This window comes from Acetobacter estunensis (genome assembly GCF_019083805.1).
In the GTDB taxonomy this organism is placed as follows: domain Bacteria; phylum Pseudomonadota; class Alphaproteobacteria; order Acetobacterales; family Acetobacteraceae; genus Acetobacter; species Acetobacter estunensis_A.
Window position 1 is genome coordinate 268,926 of sequence record NZ_JAHRDV010000001.1, and the last position, 26,680, is coordinate 295,605.

At 61.4% G+C, this 26,680-nt stretch carries 21 protein-coding genes, 2 tRNA genes and 1 pseudogene; 15 read left to right on the plus strand and 9 right to left on the minus strand.

The annotated features are described in order from the left end of the window. Positions 1-152: 152 nt before the first annotated feature. Both KUA11_RS01395 and KUA11_RS01400 read left to right on the plus strand, forming a co-directional pair. A tRNA-Val gene (locus tag KUA11_RS01395) sits at positions 153-227 on the plus strand. A 269-nt stretch (positions 228-496) separates the two neighbouring features. Then, positions 497-1,039 (plus strand): annotated as a pseudogene (locus KUA11_RS01400) (transposase); the annotation flags it as partial. Positions 1,040-1,649: 610 nt separating this feature from the next. Here KUA11_RS01400 and KUA11_RS01410 read toward each other — a convergent pair. Next, positions 1,650-1,724: transfer RNA gene (locus KUA11_RS01410), tRNA-Val, on the minus strand. A gap of 176 nt (positions 1,725-1,900) precedes the next feature. On the opposite strand from KUA11_RS01410, the gene KUA11_RS01415 reads away from it, so the two are divergent. Next, a complete protein-coding gene (locus KUA11_RS01415) occupies positions 1,901-2,719 on the plus strand; it encodes an N-formylglutamate amidohydrolase (protein WP_217408867.1) in 819 nt (272 codons plus the stop codon). On the opposite strand, the gene KUA11_RS01420 is transcribed toward KUA11_RS01415, so the two are convergent. From KUA11_RS01420 to thiO, 5 genes are all read right to left on the minus strand, one after another. Continuing rightward, positions 2,720-3,235: a hypothetical protein gene (locus KUA11_RS01420; protein WP_217408866.1), complete on the minus strand. Its 516-nt coding sequence runs from the start codon at positions 3,233-3,235 to the stop codon at positions 2,720-2,722. 115 nt (positions 3,236-3,350) lie between these two features. Next, positions 3,351-3,968: a thiamine phosphate synthase gene (locus KUA11_RS01425; protein WP_217408865.1), complete on the minus strand. Its 618-nt coding sequence runs from the start codon at positions 3,966-3,968 to the stop codon at positions 3,351-3,353. Next, positions 3,965-4,735, minus strand: coding sequence for a thiazole synthase (locus KUA11_RS01430; RefSeq protein ID WP_217408864.1), 771 nt, complete (start codon positions 4,733-4,735; stop codon positions 3,965-3,967). Before KUA11_RS01430 ends, KUA11_RS01425 begins: the two co-directional genes overlap by 4 nt. A 7-nt stretch (positions 4,736-4,742) precedes the next feature. Further along, complete coding sequence (thiS, locus tag KUA11_RS01435) at positions 4,743-4,940, minus strand: sulfur carrier protein ThiS (protein WP_166313357.1); 198 nt, start codon at positions 4,938-4,940, stop codon at positions 4,743-4,745. Positions 4,941-5,024: 84 nt separating this feature from the next. Further along, positions 5,025-5,987 (minus strand): glycine oxidase ThiO, encoded by a 963-nt coding sequence (thiO, locus tag KUA11_RS01440; protein WP_217408863.1) that lies wholly within the window; start codon positions 5,985-5,987, stop codon positions 5,025-5,027. A gap of 160 nt (positions 5,988-6,147) precedes the next feature. On the opposite strand from thiO, the gene KUA11_RS01445 reads away from it, so the two are divergent. Beyond that, on the plus strand, positions 6,148-7,287 hold the full coding sequence (locus tag KUA11_RS01445) for a glycosyltransferase family 32 protein (protein WP_217408862.1): 1,140 nt from the start codon (positions 6,148-6,150) through the stop codon (positions 7,285-7,287). A gap of 13 nt (positions 7,288-7,300) precedes the next feature. On the opposite strand, the gene KUA11_RS01450 is transcribed toward KUA11_RS01445, so the two are convergent. The 3 genes from KUA11_RS01450 to KUA11_RS01460 form a co-directional block, all read right to left on the minus strand. Then, on the minus strand, positions 7,301-8,050 hold the full coding sequence (locus KUA11_RS01450; protein ID WP_217408861.1) for an RluA family pseudouridine synthase: 750 nt from the start codon (positions 8,048-8,050) through the stop codon (positions 7,301-7,303). Between the two features lie 6 nt (positions 8,051-8,056). Further along, positions 8,057-10,903, minus strand: coding sequence for a DNA translocase FtsK (locus tag KUA11_RS01455; RefSeq protein ID WP_217408860.1), 2,847 nt, complete (start codon positions 10,901-10,903; stop codon positions 8,057-8,059). A 182-nt stretch (positions 10,904-11,085) separates the two neighbouring features. After that, positions 11,086-12,525 (minus strand): protein adenylyltransferase SelO, encoded by a 1,440-nt coding sequence (locus KUA11_RS01460; RefSeq protein WP_217408859.1) that lies wholly within the window; start codon positions 12,523-12,525, stop codon positions 11,086-11,088. A 99-nt stretch (positions 12,526-12,624) separates the two neighbouring features. Here KUA11_RS01460 and KUA11_RS01465 point away from each other — a divergent pair, with 99 nt between their 5' ends. From KUA11_RS01465 to KUA11_RS01515, 11 genes are all read left to right on the plus strand, one after another. Further along, positions 12,625-12,804 (plus strand): DUF3311 domain-containing protein, encoded by a 180-nt coding sequence (locus KUA11_RS01465; protein WP_166313363.1) that lies wholly within the window; start codon positions 12,625-12,627, stop codon positions 12,802-12,804. Further along, the gene (locus KUA11_RS01470) at positions 12,801-14,291 is read left to right on the plus strand and encodes a sodium:solute symporter family protein (RefSeq protein ID WP_217408858.1); all 1,491 of its coding nucleotides are present in this window, start codon (positions 12,801-12,803) and stop codon (positions 14,289-14,291) included. Before KUA11_RS01465 ends, KUA11_RS01470 begins: the two co-directional genes overlap by 4 nt. Positions 14,292-14,433: 142 nt before the next feature. Beyond that, on the plus strand, positions 14,434-15,837 hold the full coding sequence (gene gltX, locus KUA11_RS01475; protein WP_217408857.1) for a glutamate--tRNA ligase: 1,404 nt from the start codon (positions 14,434-14,436) through the stop codon (positions 15,835-15,837). Beyond that, complete coding sequence (locus KUA11_RS01480; protein ID WP_217408856.1) at positions 15,830-16,798, plus strand: aspartate carbamoyltransferase catalytic subunit; 969 nt, start codon at positions 15,830-15,832, stop codon at positions 16,796-16,798. Before gltX ends, KUA11_RS01480 begins: the two co-directional genes overlap by 8 nt. Further along, positions 16,795-18,090, plus strand: coding sequence for a dihydroorotase (locus tag KUA11_RS01485; protein WP_217408855.1), 1,296 nt, complete (start codon positions 16,795-16,797; stop codon positions 18,088-18,090). The genes KUA11_RS01480 and KUA11_RS01485 overlap by 4 nt, the downstream gene beginning before the upstream one ends. Then, entirely contained in the window at positions 18,087-18,725 is a 639-nt protein-coding gene (gene plsY / locus KUA11_RS01490) for a glycerol-3-phosphate 1-O-acyltransferase PlsY (protein WP_217408854.1), read from the plus strand. The genes KUA11_RS01485 and plsY overlap by 4 nt, the downstream gene beginning before the upstream one ends. A 25-nt stretch (positions 18,726-18,750) precedes the next feature. Beyond that, entirely contained in the window at positions 18,751-19,896 is a 1,146-nt protein-coding gene (gene dprA / locus KUA11_RS01495) for a DNA-processing protein DprA (protein ID WP_368040902.1), read from the plus strand. Between the two features lie 36 nt (positions 19,897-19,932). Beyond that, complete coding sequence (topA, locus tag KUA11_RS01500) at positions 19,933-22,644, plus strand: type I DNA topoisomerase (RefSeq protein ID WP_217408853.1); 2,712 nt, start codon at positions 19,933-19,935, stop codon at positions 22,642-22,644. Positions 22,645-22,662: 18 nt separating this feature from the next. Then, complete coding sequence (locus KUA11_RS01505) at positions 22,663-24,372, plus strand: RNB domain-containing ribonuclease (RefSeq protein WP_217408852.1); 1,710 nt, start codon at positions 22,663-22,665, stop codon at positions 24,370-24,372. A gap of 228 nt (positions 24,373-24,600) precedes the next feature. Then, on the plus strand, positions 24,601-26,304 hold the full coding sequence (locus KUA11_RS01510) for a S41 family peptidase (RefSeq protein ID WP_254454600.1): 1,704 nt from the start codon (positions 24,601-24,603) through the stop codon (positions 26,302-26,304). Beyond that, positions 26,301-26,654 carry a DUF1491 family protein gene (locus tag KUA11_RS01515; RefSeq protein WP_217408850.1) on the plus strand — a complete coding sequence of 118 codons (354 nt, stop codon included), beginning with the start codon at positions 26,301-26,303 and terminating at the stop codon, positions 26,652-26,654. Before KUA11_RS01510 ends, KUA11_RS01515 begins: the two co-directional genes overlap by 4 nt. The last annotated feature ends 26 nt before the right edge of the window (positions 26,655-26,680 follow it).

Below are 26,680 nucleotides of genomic sequence, written 5' to 3' on the forward strand. Positions count from 1 at the left end.
CCTTTCCACACTTTGGGCATCAGTAGAAAATGCTGGTTCTACGCCCTGCGCAGAAAGAATCGTCTCGCTCATGAATGCAGGATACACATCCTGCATCAAATGGGCTTGCACTCTCCAAAAAGCCGCTGTAGAAGCCACCTCACCGAGCAGATGGGCGCATAGCTCAGCGGTAGAGCACTACCTTGACATGGTAGGGGTCACAGGTTCAATCCCTGTTGCGCCCACCATCTGCTCGTTTTTATTCCCTAAAATTAAATAATGCCTCAAATAGAATTCTATCGATCCTTACTGCTGTTGTCTTGCGCGCGCTTCCCTTGGCACGAACCGACATGATGCGCAGCGGCATGATCCGTGCAAAATCTGTTCCGTCCTTTATGTTCCCCCTCGCGATAAGCGCGACTCCGCCGCAAATCCGCACGCCCCTTTCCACAAAGGTGGCCCTCCGTTTTTCGGCCAGAGGCGCAAGCTATAATCCGACCCAAAAGAGGGCGGACTTCTGGGCAAGGTTACGCGGAAACGGTATTCGGTGAGTTCAAATTGTGCATCGCGTTGGAGGCGATCCGGGGTGAGCAGGCGCTAGCGGAACTGGCGTCGAAGCACTGCGTGCATCAGACGATGGTTGCCCAATGGAAGCGCTAGGCGATCAAGGGTATGGCGAGAATGGGCTTGCGGGCGATCTGCTGGAAGCCGCGCATGACCGCGCCACACCCGGAGCATCGGAAATATCCGTATCTTTTGCAGGAACTGGTCATCAACCGGTCCAACTAAATGTGATGTTCCGACATCATTATATATCCCGATACGGAAGGGCTTTCTCTATCTGGTGGCGGTCATGGGTTGGCCCGTGTGCGAGGTGCTGTCCTGACGTCTGTCGAACAACACGATGGATACGGAGTTCTGTGTCGAGGTGTTCTGGGATGCGTGGGTGCGCTACAGCACCCCGGAGATTTTCAATACGGACCAGGAAGCACAATTCCCGACGCTCCGGTTCACTGAAATCCTGAAACGACGTCAGGACAGCACCTCGCACACGGGCCAACCCATGACCGCCACCAGATAGAGAAAGCCCTTCCGTATCGGGATATATAATGATGTCGGAACATCACATTTAGTTGGACCGGTTGATGACCAGTTCCTGCAAAAGATACGGATATTTCCGATGCTCCGGGTGTGGCGCGGTCATGCGCGGCTTCCAGCAGATCGCCCGCAAGCCCATTCTCGCCATACCCTTGATCGCCTAGCGCTTCCATTGGGCAACCATCGTCTGATGCACGCAGTGCTTCGACGCCAGTTCCGCTAGCGCCTGCTCACCCCGGATCGCCTCCAACGCGATGCACAATTTGAACTCACCGAATACCGTTTCCGCGTAACCTTGCCCAGAAGTCCGCCCTCTTTTGGGTCGGATTATAGCTTGCGCCTCTGGCCGAAAAACGGAGGGCCACCTTTGTGGAAAGGGGCGTGCGGATTTGCGGCGGAGTCGCGCTTATCGCGAGGGGGAACATAAAGGACGGAACAGATTTTGCACGGATCATGCCGCTGCGCATCATGTCGGTTCGTGCCAAGGGAAGCGCGCGCAAGACAACAGCAGTAAGGATCGATAGAATTCTATTTGAGGCATTATTTAATTTTAGGGAATAAAAACGAGCAGATGGTGGGCGCAACAGGGATTGAACCTGTGACCCCTACCATGTCAAGGTAGTGCTCTACCGCTGAGCTATGCGCCCATCTGCTCGGTGAGGTGGCTTCTACAGCGGCTTTTTGGAGAGTGCAAGCCCATTTGATGCAGGATGTGTATCCTGCATTCATGAGCGAGACGATTCTTTCTGCGCAGGGCGTAGAACCAGCATTTTCTACTGATGCCCAAAGTGTGGAAAGGGGAGGACGATCGGCGGTTTCTGTCGTGTCGCCTCCTGCAGACCGCGATCTGCCTCTCATTGTGTCCTCTCCTCATTCCGGGCGGGATTATGAAGCGGCTTTTCTTGAGCGGTGTCGTCTTCCTCTAAATGTTCTGCGGACGAGTGAAGATTTTCACGTCGATACCTTGGTGGCGTCAGCGCCATCTCATGGTGCGACGCTGCTGCACGCCAACTTTCCTCGCGTGGTCTGCGATGTGAACCGGGCGTGTATGGACATCGACCCGCGCATGATCAGTGATGTGTCCAAATCAGGATGTGCGCCGACGTCTCGTGGGTTGGCGGGGCTGGGAAGTGTGCCTGGCGTCGTGTCGGGAGGGCAGTTGCTCTATGCGACACGACTATCGATGGAAGAGGTCACCGAGCGCTTGCAGCGTTTTTGGCGGCCCTATCATGAGACGCTTTCCGAACTTATTGAAAGCAAAAGGCAGCGTTACGGCTTTTGTGTCCTGCTGGATGTTCACTCCATGCCCCCCGGTGTGGAGGGATCGCGTGCCGATTGTGTGATCGGGGATCGTTACGGAACGTCCTGCGACCGGGAAATGTCTCGTGTCATTGCTGCAGTCTTGCGGGAGCAGAAGTTTCAGGTGGCACGTAATCATCCGTTTGCGGGGGGGTACATCACCACGCATTACGGTCGTCCCCGAGAAGGCATGCAGGCCATCCAATTGGAAATCTGCCGGACGCTCTACATGCACCCACGCAACGGTGGCGGGTTCGGGCTCAATGTCCGCATCGTAGACAGTGTGGATCGTGTCATTGCCGCAACGGCACAGGAAGTGCGTCATCGCCTGCGTGGGAGCTAATCAGAGGGTGTGGACCATGATGCGGAAAGCGGTTGCGAAATGCACGTCAGCCGCTTCCGTTGCGGCCTCATTGAGACGGATGTCCACGCTGGGTTGGGACGTCAGATAAATCTGGCAGGTGCCATTCGTCACATCGCTGAGATGCCCGGTCACGCACACAGCGTGATGGGTGACGACGGCATGCTGAAGAATGGCGGTTCCTGTGCCCTCGGTCGCGATGACGACAGCGAAAGGTGTGGCTTCGAGAGCGGACAAACTGACGGAAAAAGGCTGAAGAGACATCCCCGCAATCGAGAGGTCTCCGCCAAAAGCCTCCTTGATCTGCTCCGCTTCCTGACGGGACTGGGGCACATTGGGGTCGAAGGCAATAGCGACCTTAACCACGCCGGAAGGTGGCGGCACGATGAAATGCAGCGTTTCTCCAAGGATGGTGAGATCGTGAGTGTTGAATGCACCTTCCGCACGCGCGACCCGCAGGTCTCCCGTTACGGTGTAGCCGATACATAAGGCAGCCAACAGCCGTGCTGCTCTCGAAATGACATGGACTGCCGACACCGAACCCCGATCCGATCACCTGCATTGGATGATCGGTGACAGCGATTGAAGAAGATTTAAATCCGGAACAAAAAGTTCAGGAATGGGTCGCAGCAAGCCATTTCCGGACCTGTCCTTCGGGATCGGCGTGGCGGATGAAGTCCGAAATGGCGGAAACGGAATCGGCCCCAGCCGTGAGACACGCGGGGGCACGCTCCAGCGTGATGCCGCCAATGGCCACCAGCGGCATGTCGGGACCAATGCGCTCGCGCCATTCGGTCAGACGCTGCGTTCCTTGCGGACCGAACGCCATTTCCTTGGTCGTTGTGGGCCAGATCGGCCCAAGCGCTACGTACCACGGAGCGAAGGAGAGGGCGCGTTCCAGTTCAGGCACATCATGAGTGCTGATTCCCACGCCAATCCCGGCCGCACGCAGAGCCTTCATGTCCGCCGTATCGAGATCTTCCTGACCGAGATGAACATGTGTCGCGCCACATTCGAGCGCTTCGCGCCAGAAATCATTGATGACGAGCGTGACATCATGCGTCTTCGCAGCTTTCAGCCCTTCGCGGATTTCTTCCAGCAATTCGGGGCCCGCTTTGTCCTTGATGCGAAGCTGGATGAAGCGCGCGCCCGCCTTTCCAAGACGGTCAATCCAGGATGCGCGATCGACAACCGGGTAGATACGTTGCGGCAAATGGCGGGAAGTGGTCATGCCAGCATGGGCCTTCCAAGAAGAGGTGTTGAGGGGGCGGCCATGTCGCGCGCTTCCATCGGATCGGCTTCGAAGGCGGCCTTTCCGGCCTCCACGGCCAGACGGAAAGCCCGCGCCATGACCGCCGGATCACCGGCTTTGGCAACGGCGGTGTTGATGAGCACCGCGTCATAGCCCAGTTCCATAGCTTGTGCGGCGTGAGAGGGCACACCGATACCCGCATCGACCACCAGCGGAACCTCGGGAAAATGAGCACGCAAAGTCCGCAGTCCGAAGACGTTGTTCAGGCCGCGTCCCGAGCCGATGGGTGCCCCCCATGGCATCAGCACTTCGCATCCCGCCGCCAGAAGCCTTTCGGCCACGACGAGATCTTCCGTGGTGTAGGGAAAAACCTTGAACCCATCTTCCGAGAGAATGCGAGCCGCTTCCACCAGTCCGAACACATCTGGCTGAAGCGTGTCGGAATCCCCGATCACTTCGAGTTTGATCCAGTCCGTCTCGAAGACTTCGCGCGCCATATGCGCCGTCGTTACGGCTTCTTTGACGGTGTGGCAGCCGGCCGTGTTGGGCAAAACAGGCACGTTCAGTTCGCGGATGAGAGACCAGAATGCCTGCCCGGCTTTCTGTCCGGCCGATTCGCGGCGAAGCGAGACCGTGATGACGCCCGCCTGCGCCTCCCGCACGGCGGAAGCCAGAATCTCTGGGGAAGGATACTGGGCGGTGCCCAGCATCAGGGGAGAGGCGAGCGAGACGCCATAAAAGAGCATCGAAGGATCAGCCTCCCTGCCTTGGCGCCACGATCTCGATCTTCATGCCGTCCGTCAGTGCCAGATTCTCCCGTCCGGAGGCGGGGACGAATGCACCATCCACAGCCGTTGCAATCCGAGCATCGGCCAGACCGAGTTCACCGATCAGCGTCGCGAGCGTGCGGGCGGCCACGACCTTGGGTTCGTCATTGACCACAATGTTCATGCTGACCTCATCGCCCTTTGAAGGATTGGGTTGGTTCCCGCCACACTTGGGGTGTTCGTGGCCGGGACGCAAGCTGGAGGCATGTCACGCAAAGACGATGTGTTCCACCTGCTGGGCCAGCCAAGGCGAGAGCAGATAGCCATGTCGATACATGCCGTTAACGAAGATGTGGCGTCCTTCCTGTGTGACGAGCGGCATGTTGTCGGGATAGGACGGCCGTAGCCCGGTTCCCATGTCAAGGATTTCGGCTTCCGCAAAGCCCGGATGAAGAACCCACGCGGCGTTCAGAAGTTCACTCATGGAACGCAGGGTCATGGGACCATCGTTCTCGCTCTCGATCATTGTGGCGCCCACCATGAAGAGATGGTTCCTGCGCGGGACGATGTAGATGGGAATACGGGGATGCAGCAGGCGGACAGGGCGATGAAGCGTCACGTCAGCGCAGCGGAGCAGGATCATCTCTCCCCGCACGCCACGGAGATGGTCGAGGTGCGCGCGGGCGTTGAGGCCGGTGCAGTCCACATCCCAATCGAAACTCTCATCCGGCGGAGCGAGACTGTCGGTCAGCAGCATGCCACCAAGGGCAACGAGGCGGCTGGCGAGGGCTGGGAGAGCTTCGCGTGGGTCCAGGTGGCCTTCCGTGGGGAAGAAGAGGGCTTTGGCGAACCGTCCTTGGAGGTCGGGTTCCAGTCTGGCAATCTCGTCTGGACCGATGGTCTCGAAATGACTGGTGCGTCGCCCAAAGCGGGCAATCTCCGCCGTGTCACGGGGAGGGGCCAGAACAAGGCTGCCATTAGCCTGCACATCGGGCACGTTGGCCTGCCACCAGCCGAGCGAATCGACGGAGCGTTCTGTGACTTCGGCAGGAGCGGATTCGGCCTCGCACCATGGGGTGAGCATTCCGCCCGCCATCCATGACGCCCCCGATCCCACTTTTGGCCCCGACTCGATAAGCGTGACCTTCGCGCCCCGGAGTGCGAGAGTAACGGCCGTCACCAGCCCGGCGACACCTGCGCCGCGGACCAGAACTTTCGGGGGGCTGGCCATCTCTTTCTCCCATCCTTCTTGAACGTGGCGCACGATGGCGGCAGGCGGACGTTTTGTTAAGAGTTACGTTCCACCGGCTATCCTGTCAGATGGCAGGTTGTCATGACGGCAGGATTTGGTAGAGAAAACGTGAAAACATAGCGACTTCGGAGAGAATGGAATGTCCGACACGGTGCAGTCACCGCAACTGAGCCCCTCCGATCTCGCAAATAACGAGCGCGCCATAGCTTATTACAATGAGCATGGTTGTGGGACGGTGGAGGCGGCGTTTCATCTCGCCAACATCCTGCACACCGACCGCTGTGTGGCGGAAGCGGCGCGCGTTTATCATATCGGCTATGAACTTCATTCGAAGTCGCCCGATCAGCATCCCGGCGCTCATATCCTCTTGCATGTCAGTCTGCTCTGCCAGCTCAAGGCGGGCCTGCCGCTGAGCGATGAGGACATGGAAGCGCTTAAGGGACTGTCCATTCCCCTCTACAACTACATCGCGGGCATTCGCACCGCATGGAATACGGGCGATCTCGTCAAGGCGACCCGCATGATGGGTAACTGCTACGATGAGTTCCATACGGGCGAGGAGTGCGACCGGCTCTATCTGGAGGTGGTGAACCGCCTCTATCAGGAGCAGATGCACAATGGCGTGGCGGACGTCCGCGTGCCGAGCGCGTTAATCCCACGCAAAATCTACATGTACTGGGATAACGAGACCCCCGAAGAGGTTGAGCGCAATTTCGAATATCACCGCTCTCTCAAGGGGCTGGAGGTCAAGACCTTCAATCAGGCCGAGGCCGCCCAGTGGCTTTACGAGGTGTATGGCGTCGAGGCACGGAACCTTTTCATGGGGATGCGCCATCCGGCGGAAGCAGCAGATTTCCTGCGCGTGCATGTGATTCAGGCGCTGGGTGGCTGGTGGCTGGACGCAGATATCCGCATTCGTTCGGAAGAGGTGTTCTTCGGGCGTCTCTCACAGCATCATTCGCATGTGTTCCTGCTCACGCATGATTGCGTGGTGCATAACGATTTCTTCGGCTCCGTGGCCAACAGTCCGATCTTGGGGGATGTGCTGCTGTCGCTGTACCGCAACTGCTACCTGTTCCCCAGCCTGTACATTCCCTACAAGACCGGTCCCGGCCCCTTTGAGCGTGGCCTGAATCGCACCTTCCACGCGGACTTCAACCGCACCCGCGCGCTTCCTTCCATGATTACCTACGACAACCACGTGTTCTCGGAAGTGATCGAAGAGCTGCATGTAGAATACAAATTCCAGGGCAAGTCCTGGCACGGCGTCAGCAACTGACGCCCGGCAGTTGTCAGGAGGGAGCCAGAAGGCTTCCGTTCTGAGGCTGCAGTGTTTCCCTGAAGCCGCAGCGTGCCAGCGCCGTCAGCATGTGAGCAGGTGGAGAAGCCGTCGCTGCGATCGGAACCGCCAGAGGCAGTTCGAGCCGACGGCTGAAAAGATGCAGCATGCTGAGGTCGGGCGTGCGGGTTCCATAAACCGGGTCGCCCAGAATCGGTGTGCCGAGAGCCGCGCAGTGCACTCGGGCTTGATGGGTGCGGCCGGTGTGCAGGGTCAGCTCCAGCCATGAGATATGCCCATCCGTTCCCAGCCGCCGCCAGCTTGTGCGGGCGGCCTGTCCGGAAGGGTGTAATTCCATTTTCCAGCCTGAGGTCGGGGAACTGACCTTGCGCAGTGGCTGGTCGATTTCGCCGCTCTCATCCGGCACGCCTTCCACCACAGCCCAGTACGTCTTGCGCGCCTGACCGGAGGCAAAGCACGTTTGCATCGCGAGCAGCGTCTGTTTGCGCAGGGCGATGGCGAGGCAGCCTGCGGTGTCCGTGTCCAGTCGGTGTGCCAGCCAAGGTCCGTCCCGACGGCGACTCATGAGCGGAAACCAGTCCTCTACGCTTGGACCGTCTCGCGGTCCCGGATGCACGGGCAATCCGGCGGGTTTGTCGATGACAAGCGCCTGCGGGCTTGAAAACAGGATGGGGAAGGGGAGGATGGCACCGGAGGGCACAACCCTCTCTTTCGGCTGAGCGCGGGGGAAGCGGGGTTTCATGCCCGTCTATTCCTCTCCCGCACCGCGTCCGATGAGGATCTTGCGGCGTCCCACATGATCGGCGGCGCTGACGATGCCGCTTTTCTCCATCTGTTCGATCAGCTTAGCGGCGCGGTTGTAACCAATGGAGAGGTTGCGCTGCACGAAAGAGGTCGAGGCTTTGCCCTCTCGGATGACGATGGCCACGGCCTTGTCGTAGAGGCTCGAATCCCCATCGCCGCTTCCCGTGTCGAAAGCAGCACCGGGACCTTCTTCCTCACGTTCGGAAATGACGTCTTCGTCATAGATCGGTTCACCCTGTTCACGCAGGAACTCGGTGACGGCTTCCACCTCCGCGTCCGCCACGAAGGGACCGTGGACACGGGTGATGCGCCCACCGCCCTGCATGAACAGCATGTCGCCCTGACCCAGAAGTTGTTCCGCTCCCTGTTCGCCAAGGATGGTGCGGCTGTCGAACTTGCTGATGACCTGAAAGGAAATACGTGTAGGGAAGTTGGCTTTGATGGTGCCGGTGATGACATCCACCGATGGGCGCTGGGTGGCCATAATGACGTGAATGCCTGCCGCACGCGCTTTCTGAGCCAGACGCTGGACAGCGGCGTCGATTTCCTTGCCTGCCATCATCATCAGGTCGGCCATCTCATCGATGATGACGACGATGTAGGGCAGCGGCTCCAGCGTGAGAGACTGCTCCTCGAAGATCGGGTTGCCGGTTTCGGGATCGTAGCCGGTCTGGACGCGGCGGGTGATTTCCTCGCCGCGCTCGCGCACCTGTGCGGCGCGTTCGTTGTAGCCGCCAATGTTACGCACCTGAAGATGGGCCATCGCGCGATAGCGACGGTCCATCTCACGCACGACCCATTTGAGGGCGGTCACGGCCTTGTTGGGTTCCGTCACCACCGGCGTCAGCAGATGTGGGATGCCGTCATAGATCGAAAGCTCCAGCACCTTCGGATCGATCATGATCAGGCGGCACTCATCCGGCGAATGACGGAAGAGCAGCGAGAGAATCATGGCGTTGATGCCCACCGACTTACCCGAGCCTGTGGTGCCGGCTACGAGCAGATGCGGCATACGGGCCAGATCGCTGAACACGGCCTCGCCCGCGATGTCCTTGCCGAGAGCCAGTTCAAGCTTGCCTGTGGTGTTGATCCATTCCGGCTGGTTGAACAGTTCCGAAAGATAGACCGTCTGGCGCGTGGCGTTCGGCACTTCGATGCCGATTACGTTGCGGCCGGGCACAGTGGCGATGCGCACGCTGAGCACAGAGAGTGAGCGCGCGATGTCATCGGCAAGCCCGATCACCCGCGCGGAGCGGATGCCGGGCGCCGGTTCCAGTTCATACAGTGTCACGACGGGACCGGGGTGAAGGTCCACGATGCGTCCCTGCACGCCGAAATCGGCCAGAACCGTCTCAAGAAGACGGGCATTGGCTTCCAGCAGTTCGCGCGTGGGCATCTGCTCGGCGCGCGAAGGCGGCGGTGCGCGTAAAAGAGAGATGGGGGGCAAAACCCACCCCTGCCCATTGCCGGACGCATCCGCCCGGGCGCTGGCATTTCCTTTGCCGGAAGCAGCGCTTTCGTCCTTGCCGGGGAAAAGCCGCGAAAGAAAGGATTTGCGACCGGTGTCGGCCACAGGTTCGCGAGGCGCGTGGGGCGGCACGGTGTCCTGCAGCGGGTGGGGGGCAGGATCGCTCTGCGGTGCGAGATGAACCTGCGCGGCTGGCTCGGGTTCCGGTGTCGGCTCCACTCGCGATGGCACCGCAGAGGAAGCAGGTGCCGTGTCCATCGCGGTCATGGCGCGCACGGGTTGATCGGGTGCTGGTCCCGGCAGGGAAATAACGGGCTTGTCTTCTTCTTCCTGTCCGGAGTGTGAGGGGCGACGCCCCATTGGTCGATTTGCCGGCAGCGACTGGGGAGAAGGAGCGGACAGGGCCACTTCCTGTCCCGTGGGCTGCGGATTGGGGTGCATGGGCGACATGTTCGCAGGCGCGACAGGAGCCTCATAGCGACGGGTGGCTATAGGGGGCTGCGGAGAAGCCGGAGCTTTCGCCCTGCGTGGAATCCATGAGCGCCGGATCGCAGCGACCGGGCTGGAGAATGCGTTGTCGGAGGCGGGTTCGTAATTTTGCGGCGTGGTCGCAGTGCTGCCATCGGATGGCAGACCGCGCCGCTGACGCGCGATGATGATGCGGGCGAGACGTCCGGGCTGGCGTCCGACGATGAGCAGGCCGCGTCCGGTCGTGCGGCCGATCACATGCCATTCCCGGCGATCGAGACCGAAGGCGAGGGCGCCGAGAAGCAGGGCCAGAATCAGCCCCAGAACCCAGATGATGACGCCGCCTGCCGGCCCGATGGCCGACATGCCAGCCGCTACGGCTTCCCGCGCGATACTGGCGCCGATACCACCACCGATCCCGGCGTCGGACGGCCATGCGGGCGGATGGATGGCCGTGACGAGGATGGGAACGGCCGCCAACAGTGCCGCCGCGACGAGCAGCAGGCAGATCAGCGCGACCGCGCGCAGAACGAACACGCTCAATCCGCGATGGCGGAAAATGCGCCACCCCCACGCCACCAGCGCTATGACCAGCAGACCCGTCGCGAGGCCAATCCCCTGAATCAGCACATCCGCGACCCATGCGCCGGGCGCCCCCAGAAGGTTGGTGGCGGCCCGTGACGTGGACACGTCAGGCGATGGATCGAGAGGGTTGTAGCTCCCGAAGGCGAGAAGGAAGGTGAGCGCGAATATCCACAGAAGGATGCCCCCAAGCTCATCTCCCCGTCGTCGCAGAGTGGAGCGGGTGTCGGGAGAGGACAGGGTGTCGGGAAGGAAGCGGCTGAGACGCGCCAAGTAACTGGTCCTGACGTTACGGTTTCGTGTTCGGGGAGTGCGGCGCGGGCCGCGATGCGCGACCATAGCCTGAACCGCCCGTTCCTTGAAGGTCAGGAACGGCCCCGAAGCCTGTCAATAATGGCGGAAAGCAAAGATTTCCTGTCTGAATCCCGGGCTGCGGAGGCGAAGTGATGACGGCTTCAGGGCGAAGATGGGGCAGGCGAGCGGTTTCCAAGAGCGACGGCCATCTCGTCGATCTGGGCGAGTTTCGCCTCCAATGTGCCCCAGTCGTCGTGCTCGGCCAGTTGCGTCCATAGGGATTCCACTGTGTCGATCAGCATGGTGCAGGGCGTATTCCCGGCAAAATAGCGATGATCCAGCGTGACACCTGCGGCAGGGGTGCGCTTTTCGAGGACTGTCCGAACGGGGGCAAAATCCGAACGCTGGTAAAAAGGCGCACGCGGGCTGGCCGCTACCCGTTCCGTGCTTGCGCCGCCGCCGAACCAGTCGAACGGCAGCGCATCGAAGGGGATGCCGCTTTCCTCCATGAACAATGTGACAGCCTGCCGCAGAGTGCGATCGGAGTGTTCATCGCACGGAGCAACGCCCAGTCGCCGTATCCATGCCGCGTCGAGTTCCGCTTCGTAACGGGCTGGAAAACGCGAAAGAATCTCCGTCAATCCGGCATGGGGCGCGAATTCGAGCAGACATTCCGCAAGTCGGGCGAGATTCCATCCCAGTGCCGCTGGCTGGCGGCCATAGGCGTAAAGACCCTGATGATCGAAATAGGCGGCGGTGAAACCCGGCTCGAAGCGCGGAAGGAAACGCCATGGACCGTAATCGAAACTCTCGCCCGTGATGGCAATGTTGTCTGTGTTCAGAACGCCGTGGACGAAGCCTGCGGCCATCCATTGCGCTCCGGTGCGCGCCACTCGTTCGCACACCGCCTCGAACAGCATGAGCGCCCCGCTGTCGCCTTCCGGCACGGTCAGTTCGGGATAATAGGTTTCCAGAACATAGGTGATGAGCCTGCCGATGGCCGCTGTCTCCGCATGGGCGGCGAGGCGCTGAAATGTGCCGATGCGGATATGGGAATGCCCGAGTCGGACCAAAACGGCCGAGCGGGTGGGAGAGGGTTCATCGTGTCGGTCCAGTTTTTCGCCCGTCTCGATCAGGCTGAAGGCACGGGAAGTGTCCGCGCCCAGAGCTTCCAGCATGGACGCCGCGAGAACTTCCCGGACGCCGCCCTTGAGGGTCAGCCGCCCGTCACCGCCGCGTGACCATGGGGTGCGGCCGCTGCCTTTGGTGCCAAGGTCGAGCAGCCGTCCGCTCGTGTCACGCAGTTGTGCGAACAGGAAGCCGCGCCCATCCCCTAGGTCAGGGTTGTACTGGCGGAACTGGTGGCCGTGATAGCGCAGGGCCAGCGGATGAGGGAGCGAGCCGGGAAGGGGAGAGAACCGTCCGAAATGCTCGATCCATTCCTCATCTGTCAGCGTGTCCAATCCCACGGACGCGGCGGCGCGCTGGTTGCGATAGCGCAGGATGTGCTGCGGGAACCGGGCGGGCTCCACGACGTCGTAGAACAGATCACCTAGACGGGTGTGATCGGTGGCGGGGCTGTACTGTGGCGAAAATGACATCAGACTCATTCCTCCCGCTCATGTGTTGTTGACTTCGGTGTGGTCATTTCACACTCTGGAGCTGTCCGCCAAACCAAAATAATAAAAACTGGGCGCTACATGAAAATCTTCAACGTGTTGCTGCTGGCGCCGTTCGTCGGCCTGCTGTGGGTGCCGTTCTATAATTTCCGCACGCCCGTGCTGCTGGGCTTCCCGTTCTTCTACTGGTACCAGTTCGCTTGGGTGCCGGTGACGTCGGTGTTGATCTGGCTGGCCTGGAAGAAAGGAGCGCAGTCATGAACGGCGTTCCTTCGGCCGATACGGTGGCGCTGGTTGTCTTCGTTCTCTTTTTCGGCGTGACGATCGTCGCGGGCACGACGGTCACGCACTGGAAAAAATGGTTTTCCAGCAGCGCCAAAAAGAGTGCGGACGCGCATCACGGCACCGAGGACTGGGGTCTTGGCGGCCGCGGCTTCGGTGCGTGGGTGACGTGGTTCCTTGTGGGCGGTGACTTCTACACGGCCTATACCGTCATCGCCGTGCCAGCGCTGGTCTATGCTGTGGGGGCTTACGGCTTCTTTGCGCTGCCCTACACCATCATCGTCTATCCGTTCATTTTTCTGGTGATGCCCAAGCTATGGAAAATCGCCAATGAGGGCGGTCATGCGACGGCGGCGGACATCATCCGCGCGCGGTTCAGCAGCCGCACGCTTGAACTGGCGGTGGCGTTTTCGGGGCTGATTGCGGTCATGCCCTATATCGCGCTTCAGCTGATCGGCATCCGCACGGTGGTGCAGGCGCTCGGCCTGCCCGGCGATGCTCCGCTCATCATCGCGTTCTTCTCGCTCGCAGCCTACACATGGCTTGGTGGTCTGCATGCCCCGGCGCTCACGGCCTTTATCAAGGACGTGATGATCTACATCGCCGTCATCGCCGCTGTGACACTGATCCCGATGCATCTTGGCGGCTATGGCCATATGTTCGAGGTCATGGACAGCTTCGTGCCTCTGCCCGACGCCACGCATGTGCTGCCGTCCGGTCAGATGGTGCCATATGCCACTCTGGCTCTATCCTCGGCACTCGCGGCGTTCCTTTATCCGCACACGTTGACGGGCATTCTTGCCGCCAAGTCCGCCGATACGGTGAAACAGAACGCGGTGTTTCTGCCGATCTACACGATCGTGCTGGGCCTGATCGCCATGCTGGGCATGATGGCGCATGTGGCGGGGATCGACACGAAAGTCAGCTCGATGGTCGTGCCGTATCTCTTTCTCAAGCTGTTCCCGGACTGGTTTGCGGGTTTCGCGTTCGCGGCGATTGCCATCGGCGCGCTGGTGCCTGCGGCGGTCATGGCCATCGGTGCGGCCAATCTGCTCACGCATAACATCCTGCCCAAGCGGTTGGAATCGGTGCGGACGTCTCAGATCGCGGCCTTCGGTGTGAAGCTGGGCGCACTTTTGTGCGTGCTGTTTCTCAACGCGAAATTCGCCATCGATCTTCAGCTTCTTGGGGGTGTCATCATTCTACAGACTTTCCCGGCGCTGATCCTTGGGTTGCTCAAGGTGCGTTTCTCATCGGCGGCCATGCTGGCGGGATGGGTGGTTGGCAACATCGTGGGGCTGAGCATGTGCTGGGCGGATGGTCTCAAGCCGGTGCATGCGCTGGGTATGGGTGAGCATTCCATGCTGGTGTCCACGGGGCTGATCGCGCTGGTAGTGAATATTGTCGTAGTGTGCGCCTGTTCGGTGTTCGCCTTCGGTCGCTCCCGGACTGTCGCGGCAGAGTAAGCCACTCTCACAGCATCCGAGTTTGCTTGAGCGTCCGCCCTTAACTTTGGGGGCGGACGTTTTCGTGTTGTGTCAGGATCGAAATCCTGCCTCATCTCCTTCCCCATGGCAGCCCTTCGGGCTCCGTGATATGGAGCCGTCCATGACCGTTCGTACGCGCTTTGCCCCTTCTCCGACCGGCTTGCTGCATATCGGCAACGCTCGGGCCGCCCTCTTCAATTTCCTCTATGCGCGCCATTGTGGCGGACAATTCGTCCTGCGCATCGAGGACACGGACAAGGAACGCTCCACGCAAAAAGCGGTGGACGTGATCTTTGACGGCCTGAAATGGATGGGTCTCACCTGGGACGGAGAACCCGTTTTCCAGTCCGCGCGGGAAGAGCGTCATCGTGAGGTCGCCCTTCAGCTTCTGGCCGAGGGCAAGGCCTATAAGTGCTTCTGTACCCCCGAAGAACTGAAAGAGATGCGCGAGACGGCGCAGGCTGAAGGCCGCCCGCCGCGTTATAACGGCATGTGGCGTGATCGCGATCCATCCGAAGCGCCCGCTGGCGCGCCTTATGCCATTCGCATCAAGGCCCCGCGTGAAGGCGAGGCGGTGATTGAGGATCTGGTGCAGGGTGAAGTCCGTGTGGCCAACGCAGAGCTGGATGACATGATCATCCTGCGCTCCGACGGCACGCCGACCTATCAGCACGCCGTGGTGGTGGACGATCACGACATGGAGATCACGCATGTGATCCGTGGCGACGATCACCTGACCAACACCTTCCGTCAGCTCATGATCTACCGCGCGATGGGCTGGGAGGCTCCGCGTTTCGCGCATCTGCCGCTCATCCATGGTCCCGATGGCGCGAAGCTCTCCAAGCGCCATGGCGCGCAGTCCGTCGTGGAGTTCCGCGAAATGGGCTATCTGCCGGAAGCGTTGTGCAACTATCTGCTGCGTCTTGGCTGGGGCCATGGCGATGCCGAGATTCTCTCGCGTGATGAGCAGATCCGTCTGTTCGATCTCTCGGGCGTCGGGCGTTCGGCCTCGCGGATGGATTACACCAAGCTTGAGCACGTCAATGCCGTCTATCTGCGTGAGGCGGACGATGACCGTCTGACCAATGACGTGATGGAACGCCTCAATGGACGCGAAGGCGTGGATACGGGCGAGATCACCCGTGCCCGCGTCCGTGCGCTGATGCCGGGTCTGAAAGAGCGCGCCCGCACGCTGGTGGAACTGGCCGACAACGCTGCGTTCCTTGGACGGCAGGTGCCGCTGTCCTTCGATGCCAAGGCCGAGAAGCAGCTCACACCTGAGAACCGCGCCATGCTGGGTGAACTGGCGCGTGATCTTGCTGTGGTCGATCCGTTCGACGCCGAGCATGTGGATGCGGCGCTACGTGTGTTCGCGGAAAAGCATGAGCTGAAGCTAGGTAAAGTGGCGCAGCCTCTTCGCGCGGCCCTGTGCGGCACAACGACATCGCCCGGTATCGATGCGACCGTGGCGGCTTTGGGACGCGATGAGGTTCTGGCGCGGATAGGAGCCGTTCAGAATGGCTGAAGGGCAGTCCGGGGGCTCCCGTTTCTTCGGTCCCTCGGACCGCCATCTTCTCGGGATTCAGGGCATGCACCCCTCCCGGATCGAGCCGATCCTCGATCTCGCGGAGAGCTATGTCCTGATGAACCGCTCGCGCAAGACGCCGCGCGACCTTCTGCGTGGGCGGACTATCATCAATCTGTTCTTTGAGGACAGCACGCGCACGCGCACGTCTTTTGAACTTGCGGGCAAGCGGCTTGGCGCGGACGTGGTGAACATGTCGGTCGCCCAGTCCTCCGTGAACAAAGGCGAGACCCTGCTCGACACGGCCGCCACACTGAACGCCATGCGGACCGATCTTCTGGTGGTGCGCCATGCGCAGTCCGGTGCGCCCGCGTTGCTGGCGCAGAAGGTGGATGCGTCCGTCATTAATGCGGGTGATGGCACGCACGAGCATCCCACGCAGGCGCTGCTCGATGCGCTCACCATCCGTCGTCATCTCGGGCGGATCGAGGGACTGACAGTCGCGATCTGCGGTGACGTGGCCCATTCGCGCGTGGCCCGCTCCAATATCCATCTTCTGACCTCCATGGCCTGCCGCGTGCGCGTGGTCGGGCCGCCGACGCTGGTGCCGCGCTCTCTCGCAAGCCTTGGAGTGGAGGTGCATCACCGCATGGAGGACGGTCTGCGCGACGTCGATGTGGTGATGATGCTGCGTCTGCAACGCGAGCGCATGTCGGGCGGTCTTGTGCCCAGCGCACGTGAATATTTCCGTTTCTACGGCCTTGATCGCCGCCGTCTTGAACTGGCGAAGCCCGGCGCATTGGTGATGCATCCGGGGCCGATGAATCGCGGTGTGGAGATCGATAGCCAGATTGCGGATTCCGATCAGAGCGTGATCCGTGAGCAGGTCGAAATGGGCGTGGCCGTCCGCATGGCGGTGCTGGACCTTCTTTCGCGCAGCAAGCGGAGCAGCCGATCATGAGCGCGGACATTCTTTTCGAGAACGTGCGCCTGATCGATCCGGCGACCAAACTGGACCGGCCGGGTCGTTTGCTGGTGCGTGACGGCGTTATTGCGGGGCATGATCTGCCCGAAGCCGAAGGCACGCCAGAGGGTGTCCACGTTGTGGATGGGCAGGGCGCTGTGCTGTGTCCCGGCCTTGTGGACATGCGCGTTGAGATCGGTGAACCGGGGCACGAATATCGTGAGACCGTGAAGTCCGCTTCCCGTGCGGCCTTTGCTGGCGGCGTGACAACGGTGGCCGTTCTTCCCACCGGTTCTCCCGCCATCGACGATCCGGCCATGGTACGGATGCTGCGCTGGCGCGGTGAAGAGCCAGAACATGTTTCGATCCTGCCCTATGGCGCGCTGACCAAGGGTTGTCAGGGCGGTGAACTGGCGGAGATCGGCCTGCTGGCGGAAGCGGGCGCTGTGGCGTTCACAGACGGCTCACGGGCGATTGAGACCGCACGGTTGATGAAACAGGCTCTGACCTATGCTTCCGCGTTTGACGCGATGGTCGTGCAGCATCCCGAAGAGCCGACGCTGGCCGGGTCCGGTTGCGCCACGGAAGGGCAGCTTGCGCTGCGTCTGGGCCTGCCCGCCATTCCGACGGCGGCAGAAGCGATCATGATCGCGCGCGATGTCCGTATTGCCGAGATGACGGGTGGACGACTGCATTTCGGCCATGTCTCGACGGGTGAGGGCGTGGAACTGATCCGACAGGCCAAGGCGCGCGGTCTGCGCATCACCTGCGACACGGCACCGCAGTATTTCGATCTGAACGAGACCGCGATCGGAGACTTCCGTACCTACGCCAAGTTCTCTCCGCCGCTACGTCGTGAGGAAGACCGCTTGGCGATCTGTGCGGCACTGGCGGATGGCACCATCGATGCCATCGCGTCCGATCATGCGCCGCGTGACGCCGACGACAAGCGTCTGCCTTTTGCTCAGGCTTCGGCCGGTGGTACGGGGCTGGCTACGCTGCTGGGCGTCACGCTCACACGCTATCACGATGGCACGCTGTCACTACTGGACGCTCTGGCCTATCTCACCTGCCGTCCGGCCGTGTTGCTGGGTGTGAAAGGGGTGGGGACGCTGGCAAAGGGGGCGGCTGCGGACCTTTGCCTATTCGAGCCCGATCGCGCGTGGCGTGTGGTGGCGGGCGAACTGCCCGGTCATGCGCAGAACACACCGTTCGATGGTCGCGCGCTGGAAGGCAAGGTGCTCGGGACGTGGAAGCGTGGGCGGCGCGTGTTCGGAGGCGTGGCGTGAATCTGATCGAATCGCCCGTCACGCTGCTGATCGGTGTTGCTTTCCTGTCCTACCTTCTTGGCAGCGTGCCGTTCGGGCTGGTGCTGACAGCGCTTTCCGGTCAGGGCGATATTCGCCAGATCGGGTCTGGCAATATTGGCGCGACCAATGTTCTGCGCACGGGCAACAAGAAACTTGCGGCGTTGACGCTGTTTCTAGACGGCTTCAAAGGCGCGTTCGCGGTGCTGGTGGCGTGGGTGATGACGCCACCGGAACTGGGCGACCGAGCCATGGCGGTCGCAGCGATTTTCGCGGTAATGGGCCACTGTTATCCAGTATGGCTGGGGTTTCGCGGCGGCAAAGGTGTGGCGACGGGTCTGGGTGTGGTGCTGGCGATGTCCCCTGTAGTGGGGCTGGCCTGCTGCCTGATCTGGCTGGTCGGTGCAAAGATCACGCGTATTTCGTCCGCCGGGGCGTTGCTGGCGTTCGCGTGCATGCCGCTGATGCTGTTCTTTCTGTATGGGCACTCCTTCACTCAGTCTCAGAAACCTCTGGCGGGCCTGTTCATCGCGTTGGTCGTCATTCTTCGGCATGGCGCCAATATTGCGCGGCTTCTGAAGGGCACCGAGCCGCGGATCGGGCAGTCCGGTAAATGATTACCGCGCGCAAGACAGGTCTCGCGTGAATCCTGATCTGCCAGCGCTGCTGCGTCTGGCCCGCACAGAGAATGTCGGACCGGTGACGTGGCGGCGGCTGATGGCCGAGCATGGTTGTCCGGAGCGCGCGCTGGACGCCGTGCCGGAACGGGCTCGGCGTGGTGGCCGGAAAGGGCCGCTGAAAATAGCGGACGAGGCCGATATCCTGCGCGAGATCGAGGCAACGCAGGCTCTCGGTGGCCGGATACTCACGCTGCATGACCCGGATTATCCCGCGCTTCTGGCGGAAGTTCCGGATTCGCCCCCCATTATTTCCGTGCTTGGCAATGTGGCGTGCCTGAACGCTGAGCGCAGCATTGGCATGGTGGGGGCGCGAAACGCTTCAGCGGCAGGGATGCGTCTGGCCGAAAGTCTGGCGACCGAATTGTCTCATGCCGGAATCACGGTTGTCTCGGGGCTTGCCCGTGGGATTGATGGTGCCGCGCACAAGGGGGCGCTGCATGGTGATTTTCCTCAGTGGGGCAGCACGGTGGCGGCCATCGCGGGTGGTCTGGATGTGGTGTATCCGCCTGAGCACGCGTCTCTGCAGGAGCTGATTGCCCGAAAGGGTGTCATCGTCACGGAAGCGCCTTTGGGCACCCAGCCGCAGGCGCGGCATTTTCCCCGTCGCAACCGGCTGATCGCAGGGCTGACACTTGGCACGGTGGTGGTTGAAGCCGCGCTGCGTTCGGGCAGTCTCATCACGGCGGAGTTGGCGGATCGCTACAGTCGGGCTGTGTTTGCTGTTCCGGGATCGCCGCTCGATCCGCGATGCCGGGGCAGCAATGACCTGTTGCGCAAGCACGCGCATCTGGTGGAGGACATCAGCGATATTGTGCCCTATCTTCGGCTTGAAACGACGGGAGGGTATCTGTTCGGAAAGGGTTTTTCCGAGGAGCAGGCGGCATGGCGGGGACCGCCCAGCTTGGCGGCGCAGGACGTGGAAATCGTGCGGACACGAATGAAGGAGCTGCTGTCCTTCACACCTGTGCCGGTTGACGATCTGGTTCGGCGCTGCCAGTTCTCGGTCTCGGCGGTTCTTGCGGTGTTGACCGAGCTGGAGCTTGCCGGCCGGGTGGAGATGCTGCCCGGAGGAGCCGTTGTCCAGTTGCTGCCTGCCGAAATGGAGTGATCGTACGCTTCGGATCGACGCGGGCCCGGAGAGAACATGACTGACGTCGTCGTGGTTGAGTCGCCTGCCAAGGCAAAAACGATCAACAAGTACCTTGGTGATGGCTACACCGTGCTGGCCTCCTTCGGGCATGTGCGTGACCTGCCCCCCAAGGATGGTTCCGTGCTGCCCGACGAGGGATTCGCCATGAAGTGGCAGTCCGACGAGCGTGGCCAGAAGCAGGTAGCGGCCATAATAAAGGCGCTCAAGGGCGCACATACGCTCTACCTCGCCACTGACCCGGATCGTGAAGGTGAGGCGATCTCGTGGCATGTCCGCGCCATGCTGGAAGAGAAGAAGGCGCTCAAGGGCGTCGAAGTCCGGCGTGTCACCTTCAATGAGATCACCAAGGGCGCGATCCGCGAGGCGATGGCGCACCCGCGCGATCTCGATATGCCGCTGATCGAGGCGTATCTCGCCCGTCGTGCGCTGGACTACCTGGTGGGCTTCACGCTCTCGCCGGTGCTGTGGCGCAAGCTGCCCGGCTCGAAGAGCGCGGGGCGCGTGCAGTCGGTGGCGCTGCGCCTGATCTGTGAGCGGGAAGCCGAGATTGAGGTTTTCAAGCCGCGTGAATACTGGACTGTCACCGCGACGTTCCTGACGCCAAGCAACGCGCCTTTTACTGCACGTCTGACGCATCTGGACGGCAAGAAGCTTGATCAGTTCGACCTGAACAATGAGGAACGGGCGCACGCCGCCCGCGACGCCGTGCTCGGCGGTACGTTCGCGGTCAAGTCGGTCGAGCGCAAGAAGGTCAAGCGCAATCCGCCGCCACCGTTCACGACGTCCACCATGCAGCAGGAAGCTTCGCGCAAGCTGGGCATGGGCGCGCAGAACACGATGCGTACGGCGCAGCAGCTTTACGAAGGTATCGATTTGGGTGGCGAGACAGTCGGTCTCATCACCTATATGCGAACCGATGGCGTCACGATGGCGGGAGAGGCGATTACCGATATCCGCCGTCACATCGGTAAGGATTTCGGTGCGAATTACGTGCCGCCGCAGCCGCGAATCTACACCACCAAAGCCAAGAACGCACAGGAAGCGCATGAAGCGATCCGGCCTACGGATGTCAGCCGCACGCCCGCGTCTGTTGCGCGCCATCTGACGGACGATCAGCGTCGGCTTTATGAACTGGTGTGGAAGCGCGCAGTGGCCAGTCAGATGCAGTCGGCGGAACTGGATCAGGTGGCGGTCGATGTCGCCGATCAGCCGGGTCGCACCGTGCTGCGAGCCAATGGCTCGATCATCGCATTCGACGGTTTTCTCAAGCTCTATTCTGAGGGGCGTGACGAAACCGACAAGGCAGCGGACGATGAGAGCCGCATGTTGCCGCCGATGAACGAGCGCGACCCGCTCAAGCGCGAGAAAGTGGACACGGAGCAGCATTTCACCCAGCCGCCGCCGCGTTATTCTGAAGCTTCGCTCGTCAAGAAGATGGAAGAGATCGGCATCGGTCGTCCTTCCACCTATGCCTCCATTCTCGGTGTGCTGCGGGATCGCAATTACGTGCGGCTCGAGAGTCGGCGTTTCGTTCCCGAGGATCGCGGGCGACTGGTGACGGCGTTCCTCGTCTCGTTCTTCGAGCGCTATGTGGACACGCAGTTTACGGCCGGCCTTGAAGAACAGCTCGATGACATCTCGGGTGGCCGGGCCGACTGGCGCGCGGTGATGAGCGCGTTCTGGCAGGCATTCTCGGCTGCTGTCGCGCAGACAAAGGATCTGACGATCACGGAGGTGATCGACGCGCTGGATCAGGATCTCGGTTCGCACTTCTTCCCGCCGACCGATGACGGCTCCGATCCGCGTCGGTGTACGTCCTGCGGCACCGGTCGGCTCGGGCTGAAGCTTGGGCGGTTTGGCGCGTTTATCGGTTGTTCGAACTATCCGGAGTGCCAGTACACCCGCAAACTGGCCGTCGAAGGCGGAGAGGGCGATGGCGCGGATGGCCTCAAGGATGGCATGAAGCTGTTGGGCCAGCATCCGGTGACGGGCGAGGACATCACACTCAAGCGTGGGCCGTGGGGGCTTTATGTTCAGCAGGGAGAACCCAACCCTGAGGACAAGAAAGCCAAACCCAAGCGAGCCTCCCTGCCGCGTGGTCTCACCGCTGAGAGTTTGACGCTGGATCAAGCCGTGGGGCTGCTCAGCCTGCCGCGCATCGTGGGCATTCACCCTGAGTTCAAGGAGCCGATCGAGGCCGGTCTCGGACGTTTCGGGCCGTATGTGAAGATGGGAGCGATTTACGGCTCCCTAGATAAGGACGACGACGTTCTGACCGTGGGCCTGAACCGCGCAGTTGATGCTCTGGCCAAGAAGATGGCCTCCATCCGCACGCTGGGGGCGCATCCCAAGGATGGTGAGCCGGTGATGGTGCGCAAGGGGCGGTTCGGACCGTATGTGCAGCACGGTCAGGTGGTGGCCAACCTGCCGCGCGGCGAGAGCATGGACGATGTGACACTCGACGGCGCGCTCGCGCTGCTGGCCGAGAAGGGCAAGCCGCTCAAGGCAAAGGGTAAAGCGGCCACCAAGAAGAAGGCGACGACGAAAAAAGCGTCTTCCAAGAAGGTTGCAGCGGAGGGAGATGAGGAGAAGCCTACGAAGAAAGCGGCACCGCGTAAGACACCAGCAAAGAAAACCACGGCTGCCAAGAAGCCCGCAGCCCGCAAGTCTCCGGCGAAGAAGAAGGCCGCTCCCGAGGCTGAATGACGGGGGGACAGGAAGCGCATGTCTCTGGACCGGGATGCGCTTCTTTGTCTTTTGCGTCAGGCTGAGGAACCCCTCACGCCTCTAGAAATCCTGCGGCGTCTGGGACTTGCTCCTTCCGCCAAGGGCGCATTGAAGGCGCTGCTGCGGGAAATGACGCTGGAGGGTGTGTTCTGCGATCCCGCACTGGCCGGGCAGTTGCGCGGGATGCGTGATCTTCCGCGCGTGGCGGAGTTGGTGGTGACGGGGCAGGACCGCCACGGTGGATTGATCGCGTGGTTTGCAAAAGCTCCACCCTTGGCAGGCGCGATTCCGCCAGTCGTCTTTTTGCGTACAGATGCTGTCCATTTTGTGCGCCCGCGTCTGGCAAGCCGGGTGCTGGCCCGCCTTACTTCCTTGGGGCCGGGGCGCTTTGCCGGGCGTGTGCTGCGCCTTCTGGATGCGGATGGGGGCGAAACCATAGGCGTCTTGCGCACGGTGGATGGTTGTTGCGCCCCGGAAGGGGTGGATTTGACCGATCCATCCGCGATGGAGGGCACGGGCAGTGTGGTGATGCGCGCGCCCGATGGGCGTATCCGTCGCGTTCTGGGCACTCAGGACCAGCCTGCAACGCTCATGCTGGCATGTCAGCTTGAAGCCGGACTTCCTGAAGTTTTTCCCGATGAGGTGTTGCGCGAAGCCGCAGCCTGCCAGCCGATGGATGAGGCGACGGCCAGAAAACAGAGTCGTCTGGATGTGCGTGAGTTACCACTGCTGACCATCGATGGCGTGGACGCTCGTGACTTTGACGATGCGGTCTGGGCCGGAGAGATGGAGACAGGATTGCGCCTCGTCGTCGCCATTGCCGATGTCGCGCATTATGTCACCAAAGATTCGGCCCTCGATCGTGAGGCGCGGCGTCGTGGGCATTCGGTTTATCTGCCGGACCGGGTGGTGCCGATGCTGCCGCCACGCCTGTCCGAAGATCTGTGTTCTTTGCGCCCGAATGAGGGCCGGCCCTGTGTTCTCTTCGATCTACGCCTCTCGGCAGGTGGAGAGTTGGAAGGTGCTGAACTGCGCCGTGGATTCATGCGCAGTCACGCGCGCCTGACCTATGAGCGGATGCAGGCCGTGCTCGACGGGAAGGAGAAACCTCCGCAACGTATTCCGCCTGCCATGATCGGGGCGTTACGTGCGGTCGATCGGGCTCTTGCTGCAGTAGAGGTGCGGCGCGGCGTAACCCGCTGTGAGGATACGCAAGCGGTTCCGCAATTCCGTTGGGAAAACGGGCAGCCCATTCCTTACTGCGATGTGTCTTTGGCCAGTCACCGGATGATCGAGCGGTTCATGGTGATGGCCAATCATGCGGCGGCTCGACTCATGCGCAATGCGCCTCATGCGGGGCTGTTCCGTGTCCATCCCAAAGGACAGGGAGTGAACCCCAGTCGCCTGCCTGCGTTTGCATCTCCATGCCCGGCTCCCCATCACGCACTGGCGCTGGATGTGTATACGCATGTCACCAGTCCTATCCGCCGGTACGCCGATCTGCTGTGTCATCGCAGCCTGTTCGATGGTGTGGAAGAGCTCGAAGAGGATCGCGCAGCGCTTGCCGTCCATCTGGCGGCAACGGAGGGGCGGGCGGCTTGCGTGGCGGCTGTGTCATCCGCGCGACTGCTGACATGGTGTGGCGAGGTTGCAGAACGTGGCGGCCATGTTACGAATGCGACCCCGTCCGGCAGCAGGTCGCGTTGACGGATGAGAGAACAACCGGTCTGCTGTTTTTCGAAAGTGGATCAACGGGGAATCGGGTGAGGGAGAGTGGGCGTGTTCGGCCGCAATAGCGTCTTCTCCCGAGAAGCTGACAGTACGATGTCGCCCGTTTTTCGGAGACGTCCGAGACGGCTTGATCCTTCTGTAAGGAACTGTCCGCCTGGTCGTCACGCATTGAGGATGGTGGAACGCCTTCGGCGGCAGAGTTTTATGTCTGCCTGCGTCCGCTTGCGGCGTGGTTACGCCCGATTGACCTCATCGGTTCTTCTTCTGGTGGTCTGGTTGCTGGTGACGGCTGCCTGTGCGCAAGCTGCTGTTGCGCCCGCCACGGAGAGCATTGCTCCCGCAACACAGGGTTCCGCATCTGCCACGACTGATGCGCCTGTGGCGGTAGGTATGGGGCCGGACACGACACTTTTGCATTCTGTGTTTATGACGGCCATGGAGTTTCTCTCTCCCCGTACGCTTCAACCCCACACAGCCCGGCAGTTTTCGCTGTGGGGACTGGGGGGGATCGGTGCGCTGGATCCAGCGCTGCATGTGGCGGAAGGACCGGACGGTCTTGTGCTCATGCAGGGACAGGATGTTCTCATCCGTCGCCCTGTGCCGCTGGAGACGGATGTCGGGGCATGGGCGGATGTCGTGACCGATCTGCTTGCCGCGGCATGGCAACATTCGGACACTCTCAGGACGGCCGGACAAACAGGGCTTACGCAGAGTGTCTTCGATGAAATCTTCAATCATCTCGACCCCTATTCCCGGTATGTAGCACCGGCACCTGCCGAGACGGATCGGACGCGGCGCAGCGGCGCACAGGCTGGCCTTGGACTGGCGGTGACCGAAAGCACCGTAGAAATGCCGTCTCATTCCGGGGGACGGACCCGAAGCGGACGTGCGTTCGTGGTCAGTGCTGTCAACACCAACGGGCCGGCATGGCCCGCAGGCGTGGATGTGGGAGACCATATCCTGGCGGTGAACGGACGTAGTGTGACGGGGCGCAGTGCGACGGAAGTTCGCGACATGCTGGAGGGAGAAGAAGGCAGCCGGGTATCCGTGCGCTTCTTCTCTCCTGTGTCTCACAGAATGCGGACATTGACGTTTCAACGCGCCCGTGTGCCGCCCGAGACGGTTTTCGCGTTCAGTTCCGGTTCCATGGTTATTCTTCGCCTGACGTCCTTTTCATCCGAAACGGCGGAGGAGATGAGCCAATATCTCGATCAGGCGACACAGGACCGGCATCTACGTGGCGTGGTGCTGGATCTGCGCGGTAACCGGGGTGGGGTTCTACAACAGGCGGTTACGGCTGCGGCTCTTCTTCTCGACAATGGCGTGGCCGCCATCACGAAGGGACGGGATCCGCAAGCCAATCATGTCTGGGCTGTGCAGGGCGGTGACATGCTCAATCATCTGCCTGTCGTGGTGCTGGTGGACGGGCGGACCGCAAGTGCCGCCGAGATTCTGGCGGCAGCTCTGGCCGATCACCGGCGTGCGGTGGTGGTGGGGAGTTCCACTCTGGGCAAGGGGCTGGTGCAGACTGTGGCGCAGTTGCCGGATCGCGGAGAACTGTTTGTGACGTGGAGCCGGGTGATCGCGCCTTTGGGGTGGCCTTTGCAGGGATTGGGCGTGATGCCGCAATTGTGTACGAGTCGGGGGGCGCTGGACTCAGAGCGGCAGCTCAAAGCGCTGGAGGCGGGCAAGGCGGCCGATTCTTCCGCTGTTCTCGCGTCCCGCAATGTGCGCTATCCGGTGGGGGTGTCGCGTATTCTCGACATTCGCAAGGCGTGTCCTGCGGCCCTTGGCAGCGATCTCGATCTCGAACTGGCGCGTTCCCTTATCGAAAATCATACGGCTTATTCCGCGGCGCTGGCCATGATGCCCGAAGACACCGGATTGGAAGAAGCTGCCGCAGAATGAGAGAGCATGACGAGCCACGTCTGAAGACAGGGCTGTGGGTGTCCGCTGTGTTACGTCAGGCGAACATGAGCGGGCGGGGAGCCGTGCGTCTGCGCAAGGGAGACGAGGATGCGGGCGGGGTGCTTGCGATCCTCGTGAACCGTGCGCGACAGGCCGTGGTGTTGACGCGCACGATCACGGGAGAAGGTCGCCGCGCATGGATAAGAGGCACGGGAATCGCTCCCGTTTCTGAAGAAGAGGCCGCAGCTTATGTGGACCGACAAGTCCGGCGCGATCCGGATTTGTGGGTGCTGGAGTTCGAGACAGAGGATCTTGAACCGCCTTTTGAGGCACAGGTGCTACAGGATTGACAATACATGTTGCGGAAAAGTTACAC